Source organism: Vibrio sp. E14 (assembly GCF_020515785.1).
In the GTDB taxonomy this organism is placed as follows: Bacteria; Pseudomonadota; Gammaproteobacteria; order Enterobacterales; family Vibrionaceae; genus Vibrio; species Vibrio diabolicus.
Genome location: NZ_JAHPJI010000002.1, coordinates 600,352 through 620,141 on the forward strand (window position 1 = coordinate 600,352; position 19,790 = coordinate 620,141).

At 44.6% G+C, this 19,790-nt stretch carries 22 protein-coding genes; 8 read left to right on the top strand and 14 right to left on the bottom strand.

Annotated elements, in window-relative coordinates; translation table 11 throughout:
* Positions 1-11: 11 nt before the first annotated feature.
* From LIX84_RS08040 to bolA, 10 genes are all read right to left on the bottom strand, one after another.
* Positions 12-245, bottom strand: a complete 234-nt coding sequence (locus LIX84_RS08040) for a DUF2789 domain-containing protein (RefSeq protein ID WP_047008895.1) — start codon at positions 243-245, stop codon at positions 12-14.
* Between the two features lie 231 nt (positions 246-476).
* Positions 477-710: a (Na+)-NQR maturation NqrM gene (gene nqrM / locus LIX84_RS08045; protein WP_005436655.1), complete on the bottom strand. Its 234-nt coding sequence runs from the start codon at positions 708-710 to the stop codon at positions 477-479.
* Between the two features lie 22 nt (positions 711-732).
* Positions 733-1,737 (bottom strand): FAD:protein FMN transferase, encoded by a 1,005-nt coding sequence (locus tag LIX84_RS08050; RefSeq protein ID WP_226421056.1) that lies wholly within the window; start codon positions 1,735-1,737, stop codon positions 733-735.
* A gap of 155 nt (positions 1,738-1,892) precedes the next feature.
* Entirely contained in the window at positions 1,893-3,116 is a 1,224-nt protein-coding gene (nqrF, locus tag LIX84_RS08055) for an NADH:ubiquinone reductase (Na(+)-transporting) subunit F (protein ID WP_005380271.1), read from the bottom strand.
* A gap of 33 nt (positions 3,117-3,149) precedes the next feature.
* The gene (gene nqrE / locus LIX84_RS08060; RefSeq protein WP_005380270.1) at positions 3,150-3,746 is read right to left on the bottom strand and encodes an NADH:ubiquinone reductase (Na(+)-transporting) subunit E; all 597 of its coding nucleotides are present in this window, start codon (positions 3,744-3,746) and stop codon (positions 3,150-3,152) included.
* 7 nt (positions 3,747-3,753) lie between these two features.
* Positions 3,754-4,386, bottom strand: coding sequence for an NADH:ubiquinone reductase (Na(+)-transporting) subunit D (locus tag LIX84_RS08065; protein ID WP_005380269.1), 633 nt, complete (start codon positions 4,384-4,386; stop codon positions 3,754-3,756).
* On the bottom strand, positions 4,386-5,156 hold the full coding sequence (locus tag LIX84_RS08070; protein ID WP_006742550.1) for a Na(+)-translocating NADH-quinone reductase subunit C: 771 nt from the start codon (positions 5,154-5,156) through the stop codon (positions 4,386-4,388). The genes LIX84_RS08065 and LIX84_RS08070 overlap by 1 nt, the downstream gene beginning before the upstream one ends.
* Positions 5,146-6,390, bottom strand: a complete 1,245-nt coding sequence (locus LIX84_RS08075) for an NADH:ubiquinone reductase (Na(+)-transporting) subunit B (RefSeq protein ID WP_006742551.1) — start codon at positions 6,388-6,390, stop codon at positions 5,146-5,148. Before LIX84_RS08075 ends, LIX84_RS08070 begins: the two co-directional genes overlap by 11 nt.
* Positions 6,391-6,395: 5 nt before the next feature.
* A complete protein-coding gene (locus LIX84_RS08080) occupies positions 6,396-7,736 on the bottom strand; it encodes a Na(+)-translocating NADH-quinone reductase subunit A (RefSeq protein ID WP_041853022.1) in 1,341 nt (446 codons plus the stop codon).
* 473 nt (positions 7,737-8,209) lie between these two features.
* Positions 8,210-8,518 (bottom strand): transcriptional regulator BolA, encoded by a 309-nt coding sequence (bolA, locus tag LIX84_RS08085; RefSeq protein WP_005380262.1) that lies wholly within the window; start codon positions 8,516-8,518, stop codon positions 8,210-8,212.
* Positions 8,519-8,761: 243 nt separating this feature from the next.
* On the opposite strand from bolA, the gene LIX84_RS08090 reads away from it, so the two are divergent.
* From LIX84_RS08090 to LIX84_RS08105, 4 genes are all read left to right on the top strand, one after another.
* Positions 8,762-9,916 (top strand): methyltransferase, encoded by a 1,155-nt coding sequence (locus LIX84_RS08090; protein ID WP_226421057.1) that lies wholly within the window; start codon positions 8,762-8,764, stop codon positions 9,914-9,916.
* A 32-nt stretch (positions 9,917-9,948) separates the two neighbouring features.
* Complete coding sequence (locus LIX84_RS08095) at positions 9,949-10,518, top strand: YajG family lipoprotein (protein ID WP_012841484.1); 570 nt, start codon at positions 9,949-9,951, stop codon at positions 10,516-10,518.
* Positions 10,518-11,063, top strand: coding sequence for a peptidylprolyl isomerase (locus tag LIX84_RS08100; RefSeq protein WP_012841483.1), 546 nt, complete (start codon positions 10,518-10,520; stop codon positions 11,061-11,063). The genes LIX84_RS08095 and LIX84_RS08100 overlap by 1 nt, the downstream gene beginning before the upstream one ends.
* 71 nt (positions 11,064-11,134) lie before the next feature.
* On the top strand, positions 11,135-12,487 hold the full coding sequence (locus LIX84_RS08105; RefSeq protein WP_006742554.1) for an AmpG family muropeptide MFS transporter: 1,353 nt from the start codon (positions 11,135-11,137) through the stop codon (positions 12,485-12,487).
* 63 nt (positions 12,488-12,550) lie between these two features.
* On the opposite strand, the gene LIX84_RS08110 is transcribed toward LIX84_RS08105, so the two are convergent.
* The 4 genes from LIX84_RS08110 to LIX84_RS08125 are packed head-to-tail and all read right to left on the bottom strand — an operon-like array spanning position 12,551 to position 15,787.
* Complete coding sequence (locus LIX84_RS08110; RefSeq protein ID WP_048625904.1) at positions 12,551-13,210, bottom strand: ChrR family anti-sigma-E factor; 660 nt, start codon at positions 13,208-13,210, stop codon at positions 12,551-12,553.
* Positions 13,207-13,788, bottom strand: coding sequence for an RNA polymerase sigma factor (locus LIX84_RS08115; protein WP_226421058.1), 582 nt, complete (start codon positions 13,786-13,788; stop codon positions 13,207-13,209). Before LIX84_RS08115 ends, LIX84_RS08110 begins: the two co-directional genes overlap by 4 nt.
* A gap of 47 nt (positions 13,789-13,835) precedes the next feature.
* Positions 13,836-15,194, bottom strand: coding sequence for a DUF4397 domain-containing protein (locus LIX84_RS08120; RefSeq protein ID WP_226421059.1), 1,359 nt, complete (start codon positions 15,192-15,194; stop codon positions 13,836-13,838).
* Positions 15,191-15,787, bottom strand: a complete 597-nt coding sequence (locus LIX84_RS08125; RefSeq protein WP_226421060.1) for an LON peptidase substrate-binding domain-containing protein — start codon at positions 15,785-15,787, stop codon at positions 15,191-15,193. Before LIX84_RS08125 ends, LIX84_RS08120 begins: the two co-directional genes overlap by 4 nt.
* A gap of 323 nt (positions 15,788-16,110) precedes the next feature.
* On the opposite strand from LIX84_RS08125, the gene LIX84_RS08130 reads away from it, so the two are divergent.
* The 4 genes from LIX84_RS08130 (at position 16,111) to csdA (ending at position 19,762) form a co-directional block, all read left to right on the top strand.
* Positions 16,111-16,956: a nucleoside-specific channel-forming Tsx family protein gene (locus LIX84_RS08130; protein WP_005391741.1), complete on the top strand. Its 846-nt coding sequence runs from the start codon at positions 16,111-16,113 to the stop codon at positions 16,954-16,956.
* A gap of 108 nt (positions 16,957-17,064) precedes the next feature.
* Positions 17,065-17,955: a 2-dehydropantoate 2-reductase gene (gene panE / locus LIX84_RS08135; protein WP_226421061.1), complete on the top strand. Its 891-nt coding sequence runs from the start codon at positions 17,065-17,067 to the stop codon at positions 17,953-17,955.
* Positions 17,952-18,551: a DJ-1 family glyoxalase III gene (locus LIX84_RS08140; RefSeq protein WP_006742560.1), complete on the top strand. Its 600-nt coding sequence runs from the start codon at positions 17,952-17,954 to the stop codon at positions 18,549-18,551. Before panE ends, LIX84_RS08140 begins: the two co-directional genes overlap by 4 nt.
* Positions 18,551-19,762, top strand: a complete 1,212-nt coding sequence (gene csdA / locus LIX84_RS08145; RefSeq protein WP_226421062.1) for a cysteine desulfurase CsdA — start codon at positions 18,551-18,553, stop codon at positions 19,760-19,762. Before LIX84_RS08140 ends, csdA begins: the two co-directional genes overlap by 1 nt.
* The last annotated feature ends 28 nt before the right edge of the window (positions 19,763-19,790 follow it).

Below are 19,790 nucleotides of genomic sequence, written 5' to 3' on the forward strand. Positions count from 1 at the left end.
GTAAACGTGCTTTAATCTCGTAACATCACATCAAGTTGATCGACCAACTCTGCCCAGTCTGCGTCTTCTTCAATGGCTTGTTTGAGAAATGTGGCCTGCGAACTTGTCCAAAAGCTGGCTTCATACAGAGGGGCTGAAGCTCTTTTGTGCCGATGTTCGTTAATAAAGTCCTTTATCTCTTGAGGAGAGCTGCCGAGGCCTAGTTGTTGAAACAATTCAGCCATACCGTGTTGATGCATTTCCATATTTCCTCCTAAGTTAACGCGCTTTAGTTTGAGTATATAACCAAATAACAGTTAAGTACGGTGATTAAAGGGAAATGACTTGGCTGTGAAGTCTGCACCGACTTAAGCTTCCGGTCATCCTAGATTAAACGTAGCAAGCAAAGTATAAACTCTCAGAGAAGTAGAGCGAGAAATATAAAAAAACCCAGCTTTGGCTGGGTTTTTTTGTATTACTCTTTGGATGATCGATACTTAAGCAATTCGATCTTTTTCCCATGCAGCCAATTTCTCAGCTCGCGCCGCTTCACGTGCTTCACGTTTCTTACGCGCGTCACATGGTTCTGGACAGTTACATACCTTCTCAATACCTACTGCACCAAGACCGCCACAGCTACCCTTCACTACTTTCTTCTGGAAGATGTAGCCAACAGCCATCGCTGCGATTACCGCAACAAAAACTGCAAACGTAATTAGAAATGTACTCATAAGAACATGCTCACTTCTGTTGTTATTTCTTCATGAACGGCTTGTATGCTTCCGAAGCCAGCTCTTTAAAACCATTTTCCGTTTTCACAATCATGAAAACAGGAATATTATTTTCGTTCGCAATTGCCATGCCTTTGTCTTCACCTAGCACCATAAGGCCAGTTGCAAGACCATCAGCAGTCATCGACGATTTATCTAATACCGTTACAGACACCACTTTATGATGAATAGGTTTGCCTGTTCTTGGATTAATAATATGAGAGTATCTCACACCATTACTCTCAAAGTAATTACGATAGTCACCACTTGTTGCAATTGCCATATCCCCTGGCTCAATAATTTCTTGAATTGAACGCTCATCAATAGTCGGCTTTTCAATCGCAATGCGCCACGGCACGCCTTCACGATTCACGCCTTTGAGACGCATTTCGCCGCCCACTTCTACCATGAAGTTATGAATCCCTTCAGATTGAAGGTAGTCAGCAACCACGTCAACCCCCCAACCTTTAGCAATAGTTGATAAATCGACATACAAGTTAGGAATATCTTTGGACAATTTATTGCCATCAACAGATAGATGATGAATGCCAGTATTGGCTTTGCGTGCCGCTAGCTCTTCATCTGTAGGAACGACATCAGGGCGAGCTTCTGGGCCAAAGCCCCAAAGGTTAACTAAAGGACCGACTGTCACATCCAATGCGCCTAAAGTAAGACCGTTGAGACGAATCGCTTCTTTGACTACGGTTGCTGTTTGTGTCGATACAGTAAATGGCTCACTCGTTTGATGCTGGTTAAAGCGACTTAATTCTGAATCATCACGGTAAGTCGACATTTGATCATTAACCTCTTCCAGTAAGCGATCAATTTCCGTCTGCATCGCTTTTGGCGTAGGAATACCATCTTGCTCGATATACTTGATGTTATAAGAAGTCCCCATGGTAGGGCCACTTAGATGAATTTGATCTGCTGGCTGCTCACAGCCAGCCAAAATCAATAGAGAAGCGAATGCAACAAGCCACGTTTTCACTTGTTAACTCCCAATGTTGTTGAATTGATATGGGGAATGGGACCGATTACTTAAATCCAATTACCTATATCAACTGTTGAATATTATTTTTACTTCTACAAAAAATAATGGCTAGCTCTTAGAGAGCTAGCCATAGATTCAATCACTTGGAGGGATTAACCACCGAAGTCATCTAGTAGGATGTTTTCATCCTCTACACCTAGATCTTTTAGCATGCCGATAACAGCCGCATTCATCATAGGTGGACCACACATGTAGTATTCACAGTCTTCTGGCGCTTCGTGATCACGTAGATAGTTCTCGTAAAGAACGTTGTGAATAAAGCCAGTGTAACCATCCCAGTTATCTTCTGGAAGTGGATCAGACAGTGCACAGTGCCATACGAAGTTATCATTCTCAGCTTGTAGCATATCGAAGTCTTCTACGTAGAACATTTCACGCTTAGAACGTGCGCCGTACCAGAAAGACATCTTACGCTTAGAGTGCAGACGCTTAAGTTGGTCGAAGATGTGTGAGCGCATTGGAGCCATACCAGCACCACCACCAACGAATACCATTTCTGCATCTGTATCTTTCGCAAAGAACTCACCAAATGGACCAGAAATAGTACACTTGTCGCCTTCTTTTAGAGACCAAATGTACGAAGACATGATGCCTGGTGGTACGTCTGGGTTGTTCGGCGGCGGAGTCGCGATACGAACGTTAAGCATGATGATACCGTGCTCTTCTGGGTAGTTAGCCATTGAGTATGCACGGATTGTCTCTTCGTTAACTTTAGACTCGTAACGGAAAAGGTTGAACTTCTCCCAGTCTTCACGGTATTCCTCAGGAATATCGTAGTCTGCGTATTTCACGTGGTGAGCAGGTGCTTCAATCTGGATGTAACCACCAGCACGGAAAGGTACTGATTCGCCATCTGGAATTTGTAGCTTAAGCTCTTTGATGAATGTCGCTTTGTTATCGTTAGAGATAACGGTACATTCCCACTTCTTAACGCCAAAGATTTCTTCAGGAAGCTCGATGTCCATGTCAGTTTTCATTGCAACCTGACACGCTAGACGCTCACCTTCACGAGCTTCACCTTTAGTAATATGGTCAAGCTCGGTTGGTAGGATGTCGCCACCACCTGATTTAACTTTTACGCGACACTGACCACATGAGCCACCGCCACCACAAGCAGAAGATACGAATACGCCAGCACCGGCTAGAGCACTCAGTAGCTTACCACCTGGTTGTGTAACGATCGCCAGAGAAGGGTCATCGTTCACAGAAATTGTAATGTCACCTGTTGGTACAAGCTTAGACTTAGCGAAAAGAATCACTAGTACTAGTGCAAGTACGATCAGAGTAAACATCACTACACCAAGAATAATGTCCATTGACTATTCCTTAATTGTTGCGGTTTACCCGACTTACAGTTGAACACCAGAGAAAGACATAAAGCCTAACGCCATAAGACCTACAGTGATAAATGTGATACCAAGACCACGTAGACCTGGAGGTACGTCAGAGTACTTCATCTTCTCACGGATACCTGCAAGAGCAACGATTGCTAGCATCCAGCCCACACCAGAGCCGAAACCGTAAACGATAGATTCAGCAAAGTTGTAGTCACGTTGTACCATGAAAGATACACCACCGAAGATTGCACAGTTTACTGTGATCAGCGGTAGGAAGATGCCTAGCGCGTTGTACAAAGGTGGGAAGAAACGGTCTAGAACCATCTCTAGAATCTGTACAAGTGCTGCAATTACACCGATAAAGGTGATGAAGTTTAGGAAGCTAAGGTCCACGCCCTCAACTAACGCGTTCTCTCTCAGAACTAGGTTGTATACTAGGTTGTTCACAGGAACAGCGATAGTCAGTACTACCACAACTGCAACACCTAGGCCGAAAGAGGTCTTAACCTTCTTAGATACGGCAAGGAAAGTACACATACCTAGGAAGAAAGACAGAGCCATGTTTTCGATGAAAATCGATTTAACTAACAGACTAATGTAATGTTCCATGACGTCCTTACTCCTTCGCTTCTACTTGTTCTGGTTTCAGAATACGGATTACCCAGATAAGGAAGCCGATTAGGAAGAATGCTGATGGTGCTAGTAGCATTAGGCCGTTAGGCTGGTACCAACCACCGTTGCTCACTAGAGGTAGAACTTCTAGGCCAAATAGTTTGCCTGAGCCAAATAGCTCACGGAAGAAACCTACAGTGATAAGAACGAAGCCGTAACCTAGACCGTTACCAATACCGTCAATAAGAGATGGTACTGGCGCAGACTTCATTGCGAATGCTTCAGCACGACCCATTACGATACAGTTAGTGATAATCAGACCAACGAATACAGATAGCTGTTTAGAGATATCGTATAGGTAAGCTTTTAGCACCTGGTCTACCACGATTACTAGCGATGCGATAATTGCCATCTGAACGATGATACGCACACTGTTAGGAATGTGGTTACGGATCAATGAAACAGAGAAGTTAGACAACGCAGTTACAAATGTTACCGCTAGCGTCATTACAAAAGCTGTTTCTAGTTTAGTTGTTACTGCAAGAGCAGAACATACACCAAGAACTTGTAGCGCGATTGGGTTGTTATCCAATACTGGCGCTAGAATGCTCTTTTTAACGTTTTGTGCACTAGACATTAGTTAAGTTCTCCGTCACGAACTTTTGCTAGGAAAGGACCAAAGCCCTTGTCACCTAACCAGAAGTCAAATGTGTGTTGAACACCATTACTAGTGAGCGTTGCTCCTGATAGGCCATCAACACCGTGCTCAGAACCTTGCGGTGCGCCGCCTTTCACGACCTTAATCGCTGGCTGATGATCTTCATTGTACAATTTCTTGCCAATGAATTGATCGCGCCATGAAGGGTTCTCTACTTCACCACCAAGTCCAGGAGTTTCACCTTGCTCGTAGTAAGTAATAGCAGACACAGTGTTACCATCAGTTTCAACGGCTACAAAGGCATACATCATCGACCATAGTCCTTTACCGTGCATAGGCAAGATAACTTTTTGGACTTCATCTTGGTCTTTTACTAAGTACACCACTGCTGTATTCGCACGACGACGGATATCAGCGACGTCTTCTTCTGGTGTCAATGCGATTGAACGTTCTGCATCTTTTGATGCTTCACGCTGATCGTACGTAGATGCATTACCCTCAGTAAAGTTACCTGTTTCAAGGTCTACCAGACGAGGTTCGATGTACTCAGCAAATAGCTCTGGTACTTTCTTACCGTTCGCGTCAATGCCTGCAACTTCAACGATCTTTGATTGCTTATCTAGGACAGCGTTAGCTTTTTGCTTATCACGCAGACCTACTGCTGCTGTTGATACGATGATTGAACAAACAAGGCTCAACCCGATAACAACACCCAGCGTCTTTTTAATGCTGTCGTTATTACTTGCCATAGCGTGCTAGTCTCCGCTTGATGTTCTTCTCAATCACTACATGGTCGAACAGAGGTGCGAATAGGTTCGCGAATAGAATCGCCAGCATCATACCTTCTGGGTACGCCGGGTTAACTACACGGATCATCACACACATTGCACCAATCAGGATGCCGTACCACCATTTACCTTTGTTAGTAAATGACGCTGATACTGGGTCCGTTGCCATGAAGAACATACCGAATGCAAAACCACCTAGAACTAGGTGCCAGTGCCATGGCATGTTGAACATTGGGTTAGTGTCAGAACCGATCACGTTAAACAGAGTCGATACTGCAATCATACCGATCATTACGCCCGCAATGATGCGCCATGAAGCGATTCGCATGTAAACGATCATCGCTGCACCGATCATTAGAGCTAGAGTCGATACTTCACCAATAGAGCCAGGGATGTTACCGATGAAAGCGTCCATCCAAGTGATAGGAGAACCAGTTACTGTGTTAACTAGAGCACCGTTACCACCTTGAGCCCATTGGCTAAGAGCAGTTGCACCAGAGAAGCCGTCAGCTGCAGTCCATACTACGTCACCCGAGATTTGCGCTGGGTAAGCGAAGAATAGGAATGCACGACCTGCAAGTGCAGGGTTAAGGAAGTTACGACCTGTACCACCGAAGATCTCTTTCGCAACAACAACACCAAATGTGATACCTAGTGCCGCTTGCCATAGAGGTAGCGTTGGTGGAACGATAAGTGCGAACAAGATAGAAGTAACAAAGAAGCCTTCGTTTACTTCGTGCTTACGCACCATACAGAAAAGCACTTCCCAGAAACCACCAACAAGGAATACTGTTGCGTAGATAGGTAGGAAGTAGGTCGCACCTAGTAGCATCTTACTGCCAACCCCTGCATCAGCGGCAATCGTTCCGCCCAGCATTTCAGTTAGCCAGTAGTGCCAGTTACCAGAGATAACTGTCGCTAGTTGATCACCAGCGTACATGTGGTTAAGCGCTGCAATAGCTTGGCCACCTGCGTTGTACATACCCCAGAACATTGCTGGGAATACCGCAAACCAAACCATGATCATGATACGTTTTAGGTCAACGCTATCACGAACGTGCGAGCTTTTATTTGTTACGATACCTGGAGTGTAAAAAACTGTTGCTACAGCTTCGTACAGGGCAAACCATTTTTCGTGTTTACCACCAGGCTCAAAATGATGCTCGATGTCTTCAAGAAACTTTTTAAGAGCCATGAAAATTACCCTTCCTTCTCGATAGTATCTAGGCATTCACGAAGTAACGTACCGTACTCGTACTTACCTGGACATACAAAGGTACACAATGCTAGATCTTCTTCATCCAGTTCAAGCGCACCCAGTGCTTGAGCACTGTCTGTATCACCTGCACATAGATCACGAAGCAGCAGAGTAGGCTCCATATCTAGAGGCATTACGCGTTCGTAGTTGCCAATTGGAACCATTGAACGATCACTACCATTGGTCGTCGTTGTCATATTGAACAACTGACCTTTGAATACGTGACCAAGGAAAGAGCGAGTTACCGAGAACTTATTCTTACCAGGCATTGCCCAGCCAAATAGTTCTTTCTCACGGCCTTCACGTAATACAGAAACCTGTTGATGGTAACGGCCAAGGTATGCGTGTGGACCAGTTGCATGTGTACCTGTCAGTACAGAACCAGAAATCACACGAACTTCGCCAGGCATCAGCTCGTTATCTGTTAGGTCATCTAAGCTTGCACCGATTACGGTACGAACTAGACGAGGGTTATTCACAACTGGACCAGCTAGAGACACAACACGATCTGTGTATAGCTCACCAGTTAGGAACAGCTTACCGAACGCGATAACGTCTTGGTAGTTGATGCTCCATGCCACATTTTCTGCATTCACTGGGTATAGGAAATGCATGTGGGTGCCAGCAAGACCTGCTGGGTGAGGGCCATCGAAGACGTGTTCTTCTACGTTAGACTGTGAAGAGCGTGGCAAACTAGTGCCAGATTTACATACGTAAACCTTGCCTTCTGTCAGGGCTGAAAGAATGTCTAGACCAGCAATGAATGCTTCTTGTTGCTCATTAATGATCAACTCAGGCTTAGCTGCTAATGGATTAGTATCCATTGCAGTTACGAAAATAGCCTTAGTAGAAGACTCGATTGCAGGAACCTTGCTAAACGGACGAGTACGTAAAGCGGTCCATAGGCCAGAGTCAACCAACTGAGTCTTGATCACTTCACGATCTAGACCTGAAAGTTGAGCGGCTTCGAACTTATCAAATGTCACCTGCTCTTCACCTGCCACTTCAATCACTACAGATTGAAGGACACGTTTAGCGCCACGGTTAACTTCGATCACTTTACCGGCTGCTGGTGCAGTAAATTTCACGCCAGGGTTCTTTTTATCTTCAAAAAGAACTTGCGCTTTTTTCACTTCATCACCAACGCGGACATGCATGGTAGGACGCATGCCAACGTACTCTTCGCCAAGCAAGGCGACTTTTTTGATGGTCTTACCATCATTAATCACCTGGGATGGAGTTCCTGCGATAGGAAGATCCAAGCCCTTCTTTATTGTAATCATACGCACTTGCACTACTTTTATCGGGAAAAAGATTCTTTTGATTGCGTAACTTTTAGACACGACATCAGTGTCCGGTTTTGATGTTGTTTTAAACATCAAAATCGCAACATCCTATTAAAAATCTCGTCACAAGGAATACGCGAGATTTATCAGGTGCCGTAGTCTAGCATTTTTTAGGAACTTGATGCCATGACCAATCATTAGAATAGAGGGGTTATTTCGGTAGAATCAGGTCTAAAAGGTCAAAGAATAGTCATAACTTTGACCGATCGCACAAATGCCATATTCCATACATATCTTATGGAAAAGTCATATTCATCGCCTGAAATATCCTGCAATTTCCATTCATTTGTTGAAACACTGTTAACACATTTTTTAACCAGAATTTGTGCCACATCAATGCCCCTAAAGAATGTAAAACGAAAAAAGATGGCCTTAGCCACCTTTTCTTTGCACCTTTATATTTTGCGTCTTTAGTGACCGCCACCCATACACATAGGGCTATCAGGAGCGCCATCTTGTTCACGCTTCCACTCTTCATCAGTGTATGTATGAATAGCTAGTGCATGAATGTGGTTATCTAACTCATCTGCCAAAATTTGATGAACTTGGCGATGGCGTCCAATCAAACGCTGTCCCGCGAACGAATCACTCACAACAATCACTTTGAAGTGACTCTCCGAGCCTGGTGGCACATTATGCATGTAGCTCTCATTAATCACTTTGAGATAGCTTGGTTGCAGCTCACTGTGTAGTTTCTTCTCTATGATTTCTTGGATCATATTCGTTCCTCATTGATGCGAATTCCATAAGTATATACCTAAGTAAAGCAGACGTGTATCACTCAAACATCACTCTCATTATTGATGCATTTTACGTTCAACTGATTTCAAAGCGCTTGACGCCATGAACATGCCTAGAGAGCGACCACCACTGAACACGTAAAATTTGACAGCTTTTTGTATCTCGACACGTCATCATTTGCGACAATAACACTTAATTTCTAAATCAACTTACATTTAGCTATGAAAACCGAACTGAATCTTCACGAGCGAAGCTTAACACTTCATCGTTTCCCAAAACGCAGCAATGAAACTCTACAAGCGTGGGATGCCGGTGATGAGTATCTTATTAATCATGTTGAAGAACTTGCTTTGCCAGACAATCAAAACATCCTCGTGATTAATGACAGCTTTGGTGCTCTCTCCTGCTGGTTTTCAGAAAAGCACCATGTGACGCTAATGAGTGATTCTTTCATTTCTCATAAAGGTGTGCAGCAGAACCTTGAGCAAAACCAGTGCAATAAGGTAGCGTTTGCAACCACGATGGACCCCGTACCTTCCAGTACTGATCTCGTATTGCTGCAACTGCCAAAAAGTAACCGTCACCTCGTTTGGATACTCAGTCAGTTAAGAAAAGCACTGCCTGCATCCTGCCCCATCATTGCAGTTAATAAAGCGAAAGACATTCATACTTCAACGCTAAAACTGTTTGAAAAATACTTGGGTGAGACAAAAACATCTCTGGCATGGAAAAAGCACCGATTGGTATTCGCTCAAGCAACGGTTGAACCAACAATTGAAGTGAGCCCTTTCACTACTTGGCGCGTTGATGGCGAAGATATCGAACTCAAGAACATGCCAAATGTCTATTCAGGAGAAAGCTTAGATTTAGGTGCGCGTTTTATGCTGCAGCACCTACCTCAAGACCCATTGATAGATAATGTTATCGATCTCGGTTGCGGTAATGGTGTTCTGTCTGTGAAGTTTGGTCAGCTGAATCCGAATGCTCGATTAACATGTGTTGATGAAAGCTTTATGGCGCTTGAGTCCGCGAAGCAGAACCTGCTAGATAACCTTGGTGAAGATAGAGACATACAGTGTGTTGCAAACAATTGTTTGGACGGTTTTAAACACAACAGCTGCTCTATGATTATGTGTAACCCACCCTTTCACCAACAGCAGGCAATCACCGATCATATTGCTTGGCAAATGTTCTGTGATGCAAAGCAAGTATTAAGTGAAGGTGGTAAGTTACTGGTGATTGGAAATCGTCATCTTGGTTACGACGCAAAACTAAAACGGCTGTTTGGCGATAAGAATGTGAAACTTATCGCTTCCAACAATAAGTTTGTGATTTTACAGGCCACAAAAAATCCTGCTAAATTAAGCGCAAAATAAGCTTTAGCAAAATAGTTAAAAGGAATAATAAAATGAGAAAATTGGTACTTGCGGCTTCGGTTGCGTTGCTTGCTGCGTGTTCAGCGCCTCAACAGCCTCAGCTGAATTTGATGCCAGAAAGCACACTGAGCACCAATCCAATTGTTCAAGGCAAGACTTACAGTTTGACCAGCAAAGATGTACGTGCAGCGCAGTACGTGGCGTTGGTGGATAACGGCCGTTCGAACATTCTTCCTCTTCATGCTAAACAGAATTTACGTATTGCGTTAGAAGAAGCATTAGAGAAGCAGTTTTCATCTCAAGGCTTCCATGCCGATCTAAACAGCAACAATGCAATTGAATTAAACGTTCAAGAAGCATTAGTTAACGTAAAACATTCGGTGATGGAAAATGAGATGGATGCGAAAGTCGTGCTTGAAATCACCGCAGAAACACCAGAAGGCAAACTGGTCAAAACTTACACAGGCACTGCGAAGCGTTCTGGCACATTGAGTGCGTCTGATGCCGACATTGAGCAAACACTGAATGATGTAGTGACATTGACACTTAAAGAAATTGCCAATGATCCTGAGCTTCGTCAGTACATGCAGGAGCGTTTCTAATGTTACGCAAGGCAATTCTTTCTCTCGCGCTACTCAGCTGCAGCGTTTGGGCTGGACCAAAAGTGGCGTTTGAAACAACGTTAGGTTCATTTACTGTCGAACTGAATGAAGAGAAAGCGCCGATTACGGTAGCGAACTTCCTGAAATATGTAGAAGACGGTAGCTATGAAGGCACTATTTTTCACCGCGTTATTCCAGGCTTTATGGCGCAAGGTGGTGGCTTTAACCAAGATATGCAAATGGTAAAGACTTACGCTCCAATCAAAAACGAGGGTAATAACGGTTTAAATAACGACCGTGCGACGATTGCAATGGCGCGCACCAACGCGCCTGACTCTGCTACTCGTCAGTTTTTTATCAATTTAGTCGACAATGATTTTCTAAACTACGGCGCTCGTCCACCGGGTTATGCGGTATTTGGCGAGGTCACGGAAGGATTCGACATTATCCAAAAAATGGCAAAACAGCCAACTACGACGACTCGCGGTATGCGTGATGTTCCCGAGACTCAAATCGTCATCACTAAAGCAACACTACTTAAATAGCCAAAACGATAAGCCCTTTGAATAATCGAAGGGCTTTCTCTTTCAACGGCTTCATTTTATTGGATTGATTTATGTCTTCATTACCTTCCATCACTTGGTTGGAAACGGTAAAAAGTTACCTCGATAAACGACTCATGTGGGTTTTCATGTTGGGCTGCTCTAGCGGCTTTCCGTGGGTACTTATCGGTTCAAATATGTCTGGCTGGCTAAAAGACGCTGGTTTGACCCTATCCGCAATAGGCTACTTTGGTAGTGTCTTTGCGGTTTATGCAATTAACTTTCTCTGGGCGCCACTCGTAGACCGGGTGAAGCTACCAGTGCTCTATCGACTACTTGGACAAAGGCGTAGCTGGATTTTCTTCTGTCAAAGCATCGTACTCGTCGCGACGGTATTTATTGCGGGCGTGAATCCAGCAGAGAACTTGGTATTTGCGTCTCTACTCGCTTTGTGTATTGCAACCGCATCAGCCACACAAGACATTGCGATTGATGCTTTTCGTATTGATACTTTCCCAAAATCAGAAGAATCTAAGCTGCCACAAGCTTCTGCAATGGCGGTCATTGGCTGGTGGACAGGTTATTCACTACCGGGTTATTTAGCGTTTGTTAATGCTGATAGCGTCGGTTGGAATGGCGTGTATTACGGGATGGCGGTGATAGTCGGCATTCTAATGGTCTTTACGATTTTAGTCGGTGAACCGAAGACTCAACGCGAACAACTTCAGTCTGCCGCTGAACAACGCCACAAAGAAGTGGTTGGTTCAAAAGTCGTGGCTTGGTTTACAGTGACTGTTGTAGAACCTTTCCTTGACTTCTTTAATCGCAATGGCGTCCGTGTCGCGATTACTCTTTTGCTGTTCGTTTTCCTATTCAAAATTGGCGAAGCGTTTTTGGGCAGGATGTCGATCGCGTTCTATAAAGATATTGGTTTTAGTAACGAACAAATTGGTTATTACTCCAAACTGATCGGATGGGGAGCCACTATCTTCTTTACCTTTGTCGGAAGCATGTTCAACGTCAGGTTTGGTATTGTACGTGGATTAATGATCGGCGGTATTGCTATGTCTGCCAGCAACTTGATGTTTGCTTGGATTGCTTCGGTAGGCCCAAACGAGCACTTGTACTTAGCCACGATTATTGTCGATAACTTTACGACTGCTTTCTCAACTGTCGCTTTTGTTTCATTTTTGACGATTCTAACCGGACAAGCATTCTCGGCAACTCAGTATGCGTTGCTTGCCTCTTTGGGCAACTTCGGACGAACGACTCTTGCTTCTTTCAGTGGAGAACTGGTGGACTACCTCAATGACTGGAGCACGTTCTTTGTGCTTACCGCTGTTATGGTCGTGCCAAGCTTGATTATGTTGTACTCGCTACGACATTACTTTGATGCTCTATTGGAAAAGGCACGTCACAAGCACTAAGAAGCGCATCAAAAAACCACCGAATTCGGTGGTTTTTGTTTTGCGAGATATAAGATAAGAGGTCTATGGGTATAGCCCTTTGCCAAACATATTAAATATACGTGCCACACCTTGAGTAAAGATCATCGGCTCAGTCAGTACGGTTAAACACAAGCAATCTTCTCCGGCCTTAGTGTAAGGGCTGTGCTTCACTGACGCGTCTCTAATCATCAAATCGCCCTCTTCATATTGGCCATCCTCATCACTAAACCCACCATGTAGGATCAATGTAGATTCTAAGCCTTTGTGCGTATGTTGAGGGATTTGCACATCTTCTCCGATGTACATTAAGCTAACACGAGCATCTTCCCCTAGATCAATCTGAGCACTGAAAACCTTGCCTCCGTAACTTCTCCATGACCCTACAAGGTCAGAGAAACGCGCTAAGGTTTTGGGAAGTTCAAAGCTCTTTCCTGCAACATTCACTGCGGCAGGATCTCGGATAACGATGTTATCTGTCGCTGGCTCCGCATTGATAATATCATTGAACATATCGTCGAATTCAGGGACATATTCAGAGGGGATGTCGCTCACGATATTCGCTTGGCTGGCTTCGACTTGGTTCACATAAGCTCGGCACTTGGTGCATGTTTCTAAATGGGTTGCGACCACAAGACCAGAAACTGCATCAATGCTTCCCGAAGCGTATGCTTCTAACAAGCTGTTATCTGGGTGTTTGTTCATAGTTGCTCCGTATGCATTGAATGCCTTAGCTTTTCTACTGCAAGCCTCAGCCTGGATTTTACGGTACCGAGGGGTATATCAAATAATTCAGCGACCTGCTGATGAGGTAGCTCCTCAAGATACACCGCTTGTAAAACGTCTCTCTGATTTTTCGGTAAAATATCTAAAAATTTAACCACCTGCTCTTTCAACATGTCTTGCTCTGGTGAATAGTGATCAACAAGATCTGGTGGATAATATTCTGACGGCCAAATGTCATCAGAATGAATGTGTAACTCCTTACCTTTCTGCTTTCTCAACAGATCAAAGCATAGGTTTCGGATTATGGTGTATATCCAAGTCGATAACGCGCTCTTTTCCCCATCATAGAGGTGCGCTTTCTGCCAAACTGTCGCCATGGTCTCTTGCACCATCTCCATAGCAACTTGCTCATTACCAACATGTTTGTAAGCGAATTGCTTCAGCTTGGGTGCGTAAAAACGGAATACAAAAGCGAATGCGTCTTTATCTCGAGCTTTCACTTTGTCCATGTAATCGTTCCAATCACTGCGCCCCAGTTTTTTTGGGCTATTACTCATTATAATCGGCCTTAATTTTAGGGAGGAGTCATCTCCTCCCATTCGTCCTAATCGGTAACGTCATCAACCAACAAGTTGAAGCCACCGTTGTTCCCATCATCAATGGCAACCACCTGATACACAACACCATTCATCACGTTGACTGGTGCTGAATCAACAGCAACCGTACTTGGATCGCCTGCCACTGTCACGGTTACATAATAGGTACCTTCAGCGACATATAATCCCTGAACGCTATCTTTGTACGCAAAATTAGCAATAGTTGGATCACTTCCATCTATTCCAGCGCTTGTAGTGAGATAAATATCCACCATTTCCGCTACGGGATTCGCCGCCGCATGTGTCACATTCAGCGTCGCGCTAGTTGCCACTGCACGTCTCATGTCTTCAACAACCAGAGGTTCGATATCAATCGCTGGGCTAACAACACCGACTGCGTAAACACTGTAATCCATTCCGCCCGCAACCATTAATCCGTCAACATCGATAATAGGATTGGTTGTTGTGCCATCCACGTAAACGTCAATATCGTAAGCGCCAGCATCGAGATCCAAATAACGACGAATCTCTTTGAACGCTAAGTCGGCAAGAGGACCGAAGGCCGCCCCGTTAACGTTGACATCGACGATCGGCGCTCCATCGACAAGATGTCCAACTCTTACTTCAGCTTGGCTGCCCATATCTTCAATTATAGAAGATCCTGAACCATCCAATACCAACAGCTTAACCGGTGATGTGCTATTTGAATCTCCGGTACTGATAGCGGCAATCGTCAAGTTTGAATTAGCAGCAAGAGATATTGTGCCCGAGTCAAAAGCAACGCTATCCCCAACAGCAAGTCGAACTTGGTACTCACCAGCGGGGATGTTCAATACGTCTGTAGATGCTTTATATGCAAGATTCATAAGCGGTGTCGCGCTAGCAAGATCAGCCCCTGGCTCAGTGACGTAGAGATCAACGGCAGGAACGCCAGACGCTGCATGAACAACTTGAACATCTAAACTATTGGCATCAGCCATTGAATCGGCGCTGCGAGTCACAACTAAAGGTTCTACTGGGTTTGGCGAACCATCGGCATCACCAACAACGAACACGTTGTAATTGAAGTCTGAATCAAGGTCTAGTTCTGTTTTAGGTATTACGGTCGCGGTTTCATCGCCTGGAAGTTGAACATCAACTTGAATTGAGTTCATGCCCTCACGTAACTTCATGTAACCAGAACCCATACCATAATCAACACCTGTCAATGATGATTTATCGTTTATCCACACATTTGCAAGCGGCGCATCAGAAGACGCATGTACTGCTTGCAAATTGGAATACTCGATGGTGTCGCTGTCGGAGCCACACGCCGCCAGTCCTAATGCCGCCACCATAGTTAGCGCAGCTCTGTTAAATCCTTTCATATCCTTGCCTCTTTGTTAGTCGGGGCTTCTATGGCTTCTGTCAGAAATTGCAACGCAGGAATGCAGTTCTCTGCGCCAACGAGCTGTTCGAACAGATTGCAGTCTAAAGGAAGTAATTCAAGCCAGCGCTGGGTCACCCAAGCTGAGTCATCGTAAAAACGATGCTGGTAGAGGTTTCCAAGTTGAGGAAACTCTTCATAAACATGGGATAACTGCTGACTTAAATAGAAGAAATCTGGTGAGTTGTCTGGATGTTGCCAATTGTCTAACCATTCGACTTCAGCATGGCGTAAGCCGTCCGCATCTGCACGAATTCGTTTGACAACAAAGCGTTTCTCACCAGCGACTGTAATACCAAGAAGACCATCACTGAGTGTTTCAAAATCAACGATCCTGACCAAAGTTCCGATAGATGAAACATTTCCCACGTCTTTAGGGTCACCTTCACTACCTACTAGGCAAACTCCAAAACCCACATTTTGTAGGCTGCATTCCTTTACCATTCGCTTATATCGTGGCTCAAAAATGCGCAGATTCATTTTACCTTCAGGGAGTACAACTGAAGTGAGTGGGAATAACATGACTTCTTTCATTCAAACGTCCTCTTTGATTCACCGATACATACGAATCCCTTATCACTCCGATCACTAACGATTTATGTTGGTTAATCGACTGGCTTAAAAAGTCATAAAATCGCTTACGCAAACGATCCAAATCACATATTTACTGTAATCAAATGCAACAAACAAAAAGTTCCGTAAATAAAGATAATTTCGTGACACAACTCACCAAAAACGTTCAATTTTGCACCCTTTATCACTTTCATTTGGGATTTTTATCGCTATTATTCCCGCCAATTGGAAAGCGCAGCACAGGTTGCGTGTTCTGAATCATTACAAACATAGAGAGTCCCCTTATGCGTAAATCACTTTTAGCTCTTAGCCTTCTAGCGGCTACTTCAGCTCCAGTTATGGCGGCAGATTACTCTGACGGCGATATCCACAAAAACGATTACAAGTGGATGCAGTTCAACTACATGTACTCAATTGATGAAATGCCACGAGTTAAAGGCGCTGACGACAACGCTCACGATTACCTAGAAATGGAATTTGGCGGTCGCTCTGGTATTTTCGACCTATACGGTTACGTAGACGTATTTAACCTAGCGACTAAAGATAACCAAGATAAGTCAATCGAGAACGGCGCTCCTGACAAGATGTTCATGAAATTTGCACCGCGTATGTCTCTAGATGCAGTAACTGGTAAAGACCTATCTTTCGGTCCAGTTCAAGAGCTATACATTGCATCTCTAATGGAATGGGGCGGTAACAACGGTGGTGTAAACAATCAGAAAATCGGTTTAGGTTCTGATGTAATGGTTCCTTGGTTAGGTAAAATCGGGCTAAACCTGTACAGCACTTACGATGGCAACAACAAAGGTTGGAACGGTTTCCAAATCTCGACTAACTGGTTCAAACCATTCTACTTCTTCGACAATGGTTCATTCATTTCTTACCAAGGTTACATTGATTACCAATTCGGTATGGATGATGATGCTGGTAACAAATTTGGTACTACCGCGTCAAACGGTGGTGCAATGTTCAACGGCATTTACTGGCACTCAGATCGCTTCGCGGTTGGTTACGGCCTGAAAGCATACAAAGAAGTATATGGCGTAAAAGACGGTCTACAAGTTGCTCCAGGTGTTGAGCTAGAATCGACTGGTGTAAGCCACTACCTAGCTGTAACTTACAAGTTCTAATTGAACCACTAAGTTTGCTCAAAAATGGCGCCTTTCGGCGCCATTTTTATTTGCTTTCCTTTTTTCCCTCATTATCCTTGCAGCAAACCTTTTTAATGAGAGCGTTTGGTGAATATCCTTATCCTCGGTCCAGGTGCGGTGGGCTCACTCTGGGCAACAAAATTTAAGCTTGCCGGGCACAATGTTTCATTGTGGGGAAGAAGTTCTGAAAGCCAACAATCACTTCAGTTGGATGACACACCCGCAATCGTATTCAGTAATCAAGATATTTCCTCCGTAAATCAAGCGGACCTCATTTTGATCACGGTAAAAGCTTGGCAAGTGGAAGACGCCATTCAGCCTTTGCTCCCTCATATCAATACAGACACGATTATCATGCTGATGCACAATGGTATGGGTACTGCCTCTGCCGTGGAGAAGGTTGTGCCAAACAATCCGATAGTGCTCGCAACAACGACGCACGGCGCATACAAACCAGATAACCAACACGTATTGCATACCGGTCACGGAACAACGCAAGCGGGTGGTTATAATGACAAAGGAATGCAGTGCACTTTTCTGAAAGATGTTATGCATAATGCCCTTCCAGAGGCCATTTGGAATCCACACATCCGGTCTGCGTTATGGACTAAGTTAGCAATTAACTGCGCGATTAACCCACTGACTGCGATTCACCAGTGCAAGAATGGTGAACTTGCGAAGCCCGAGTTTAAGATACAACTTGAAAGCATCACTGAAGAACTGGTTGAAGTAATGAGTAAAGAAGGTATTGCTATCGAGTTTCGCTCTCTTTTCGATACGGTAATGCAAGTGGTGAACGCCACAGCTGAGAACTATTCTTCAATGAGACAAGACGTATTCCATCAGCGTCGAACGGAAATTGATTTTATAACCGGATACTTGTTAAAGGCTGCCGAGAAACATCGCATCAATACGCCTGATAATTTAAAACTTTACCAACGCATCAAACAAATAGAACAAAGCTGGACAGAACAATGAGTAAGAAAATCTTAGTGCCAATCGCTCCAGGCACCGAAGAAATGGAAGCCGTCACCGTTATCGACATGATGGTTCGCGCGGGTTATGACGTTACGGTAGCGAGTGCTGCTTTTGATGGCTCATTGACGATGAAAGCTTCTCGCGGAGTCACATTAACGGCAGATTGTAAGCTGGTCGATATCGCTGATGATGAGTTTGATGCCATAGCGCTTTCTGGTGGTGTTGGTGGTGCAGAAATTTTCCGTGATAGTACGGTGATGATAGAAATCCTTAAGCAGCACATCTATGAGGGAAAATTGGTTGCAGCTATCTGCGCAGCACCAGCGTTGGTATTGCAACACCATGATCTTTTCCCACAATCACTGATGACCTGTCACCCGAGCTTTCAGTCACATATCCCGGAAGAGAAGTGGCGCAGCAAACGCGTGACCTTTGATATCAACCACAACCTGATCACTAGTCAAGGTCCGGGCACTGCTTTAGAGTTCGCAATGGAAGTAATCATTCAACTCTCAGGTAAAAAACACGCATGGTCAGTTGCTGAGCCAATGATCCCTCTGCCTACTCTGCATTACCATAAGCTTGGTGAAGAATAATGTTTGACGTAAATGCTGTACGTGAGCAATTTCCTGCTCTAAATCAATCCGTCAACGATACACCCTTAGTGTATCTAGATAGCGCAGCGACAACGCAAAAACCGCAATGTGTGATTGATGTCATCAGTCATTACTACAGTGCGCAAAATGCCAATGTTCACCGTGGCAGTCATAGTTTAACGGCTAATGCCACCAGCCAATTTGAAGCGGCACGAGAACGAGTGGCAAACTTTATTAGTGCAAACAGCTCTAAAGAGATCATTTGGACACGGGGCGCAACCGAAGCACTGAACTTAATTGCTCAGACTTACGCCCGCAGCACGTTACAACCGGGTGATGAGATCTTGATTAGCGAGATGGAGCACCACGCTAACATCGTGCCTTGGCAAATCGTGGCAGAGCAAACGGGCGCCAAAGTCATAAAAGTTCCAATGACATCAGATTGCCAGTTCGACATCAGCGCATTTAAGGTGCTTCTGTCTGACCGCTGTAAAATTGTTGCTTGTGCGCAAATCACCAACGTCACGGGCACACGACAACCTATCGAAAAAATCACTGAACTAGCGCACAGCGTTGGCGCGGTTGTTGTGATTGATGGCGCTCAAGGCATCGTCCATGAGCAGCTTGATTTATCGGTATCAGATATCGATTTTTACGTTTTCTCAGGTCACAAACTTTATGCGCCAGCAGGTATTGGTGTCCTATACGGCAAACTAGAGTTGTTAGAAGCTATGCCACCATGGCACGGCGGCGGTAAAATGGTTGAACGCGTTTCTTTCGAGAAAACGACCTTTTCAGCACTTCCTGGTAAATTTGAAGCGGGCACACCAAACGTTGCGGGCGCGATTGCTCTAGCGAAAGCCATTGAGTGGTACCAAGGTTTTGACCATCACGAAGTAGAGGATCATCTCCATGCGCTTCAGGATAAGGCCTACCAAGCACTAAGCGCGTTGGATGACATTCATATTCTAGGCTACCAACCGAACGCCTCTGTACTGACGTTCGTCATGGACGGCGTTCATCACCAAGACATGGCAACGCTGCTCGATCAACAAGGCATTGCGGTACGAGCAGGACACCACTGCGCTCACCCATTGATGGATGCGCTAAATGTGAAAGGCACGGTACGCGTCTCTTTTGGTATTTATAACACGACGAACGATGTGGAAAGACTCATCGCCGCTGTAGAAAAAGCCGTCGACATGCTATAACGCCAACGGTTTGATTTGGAGTAACCAA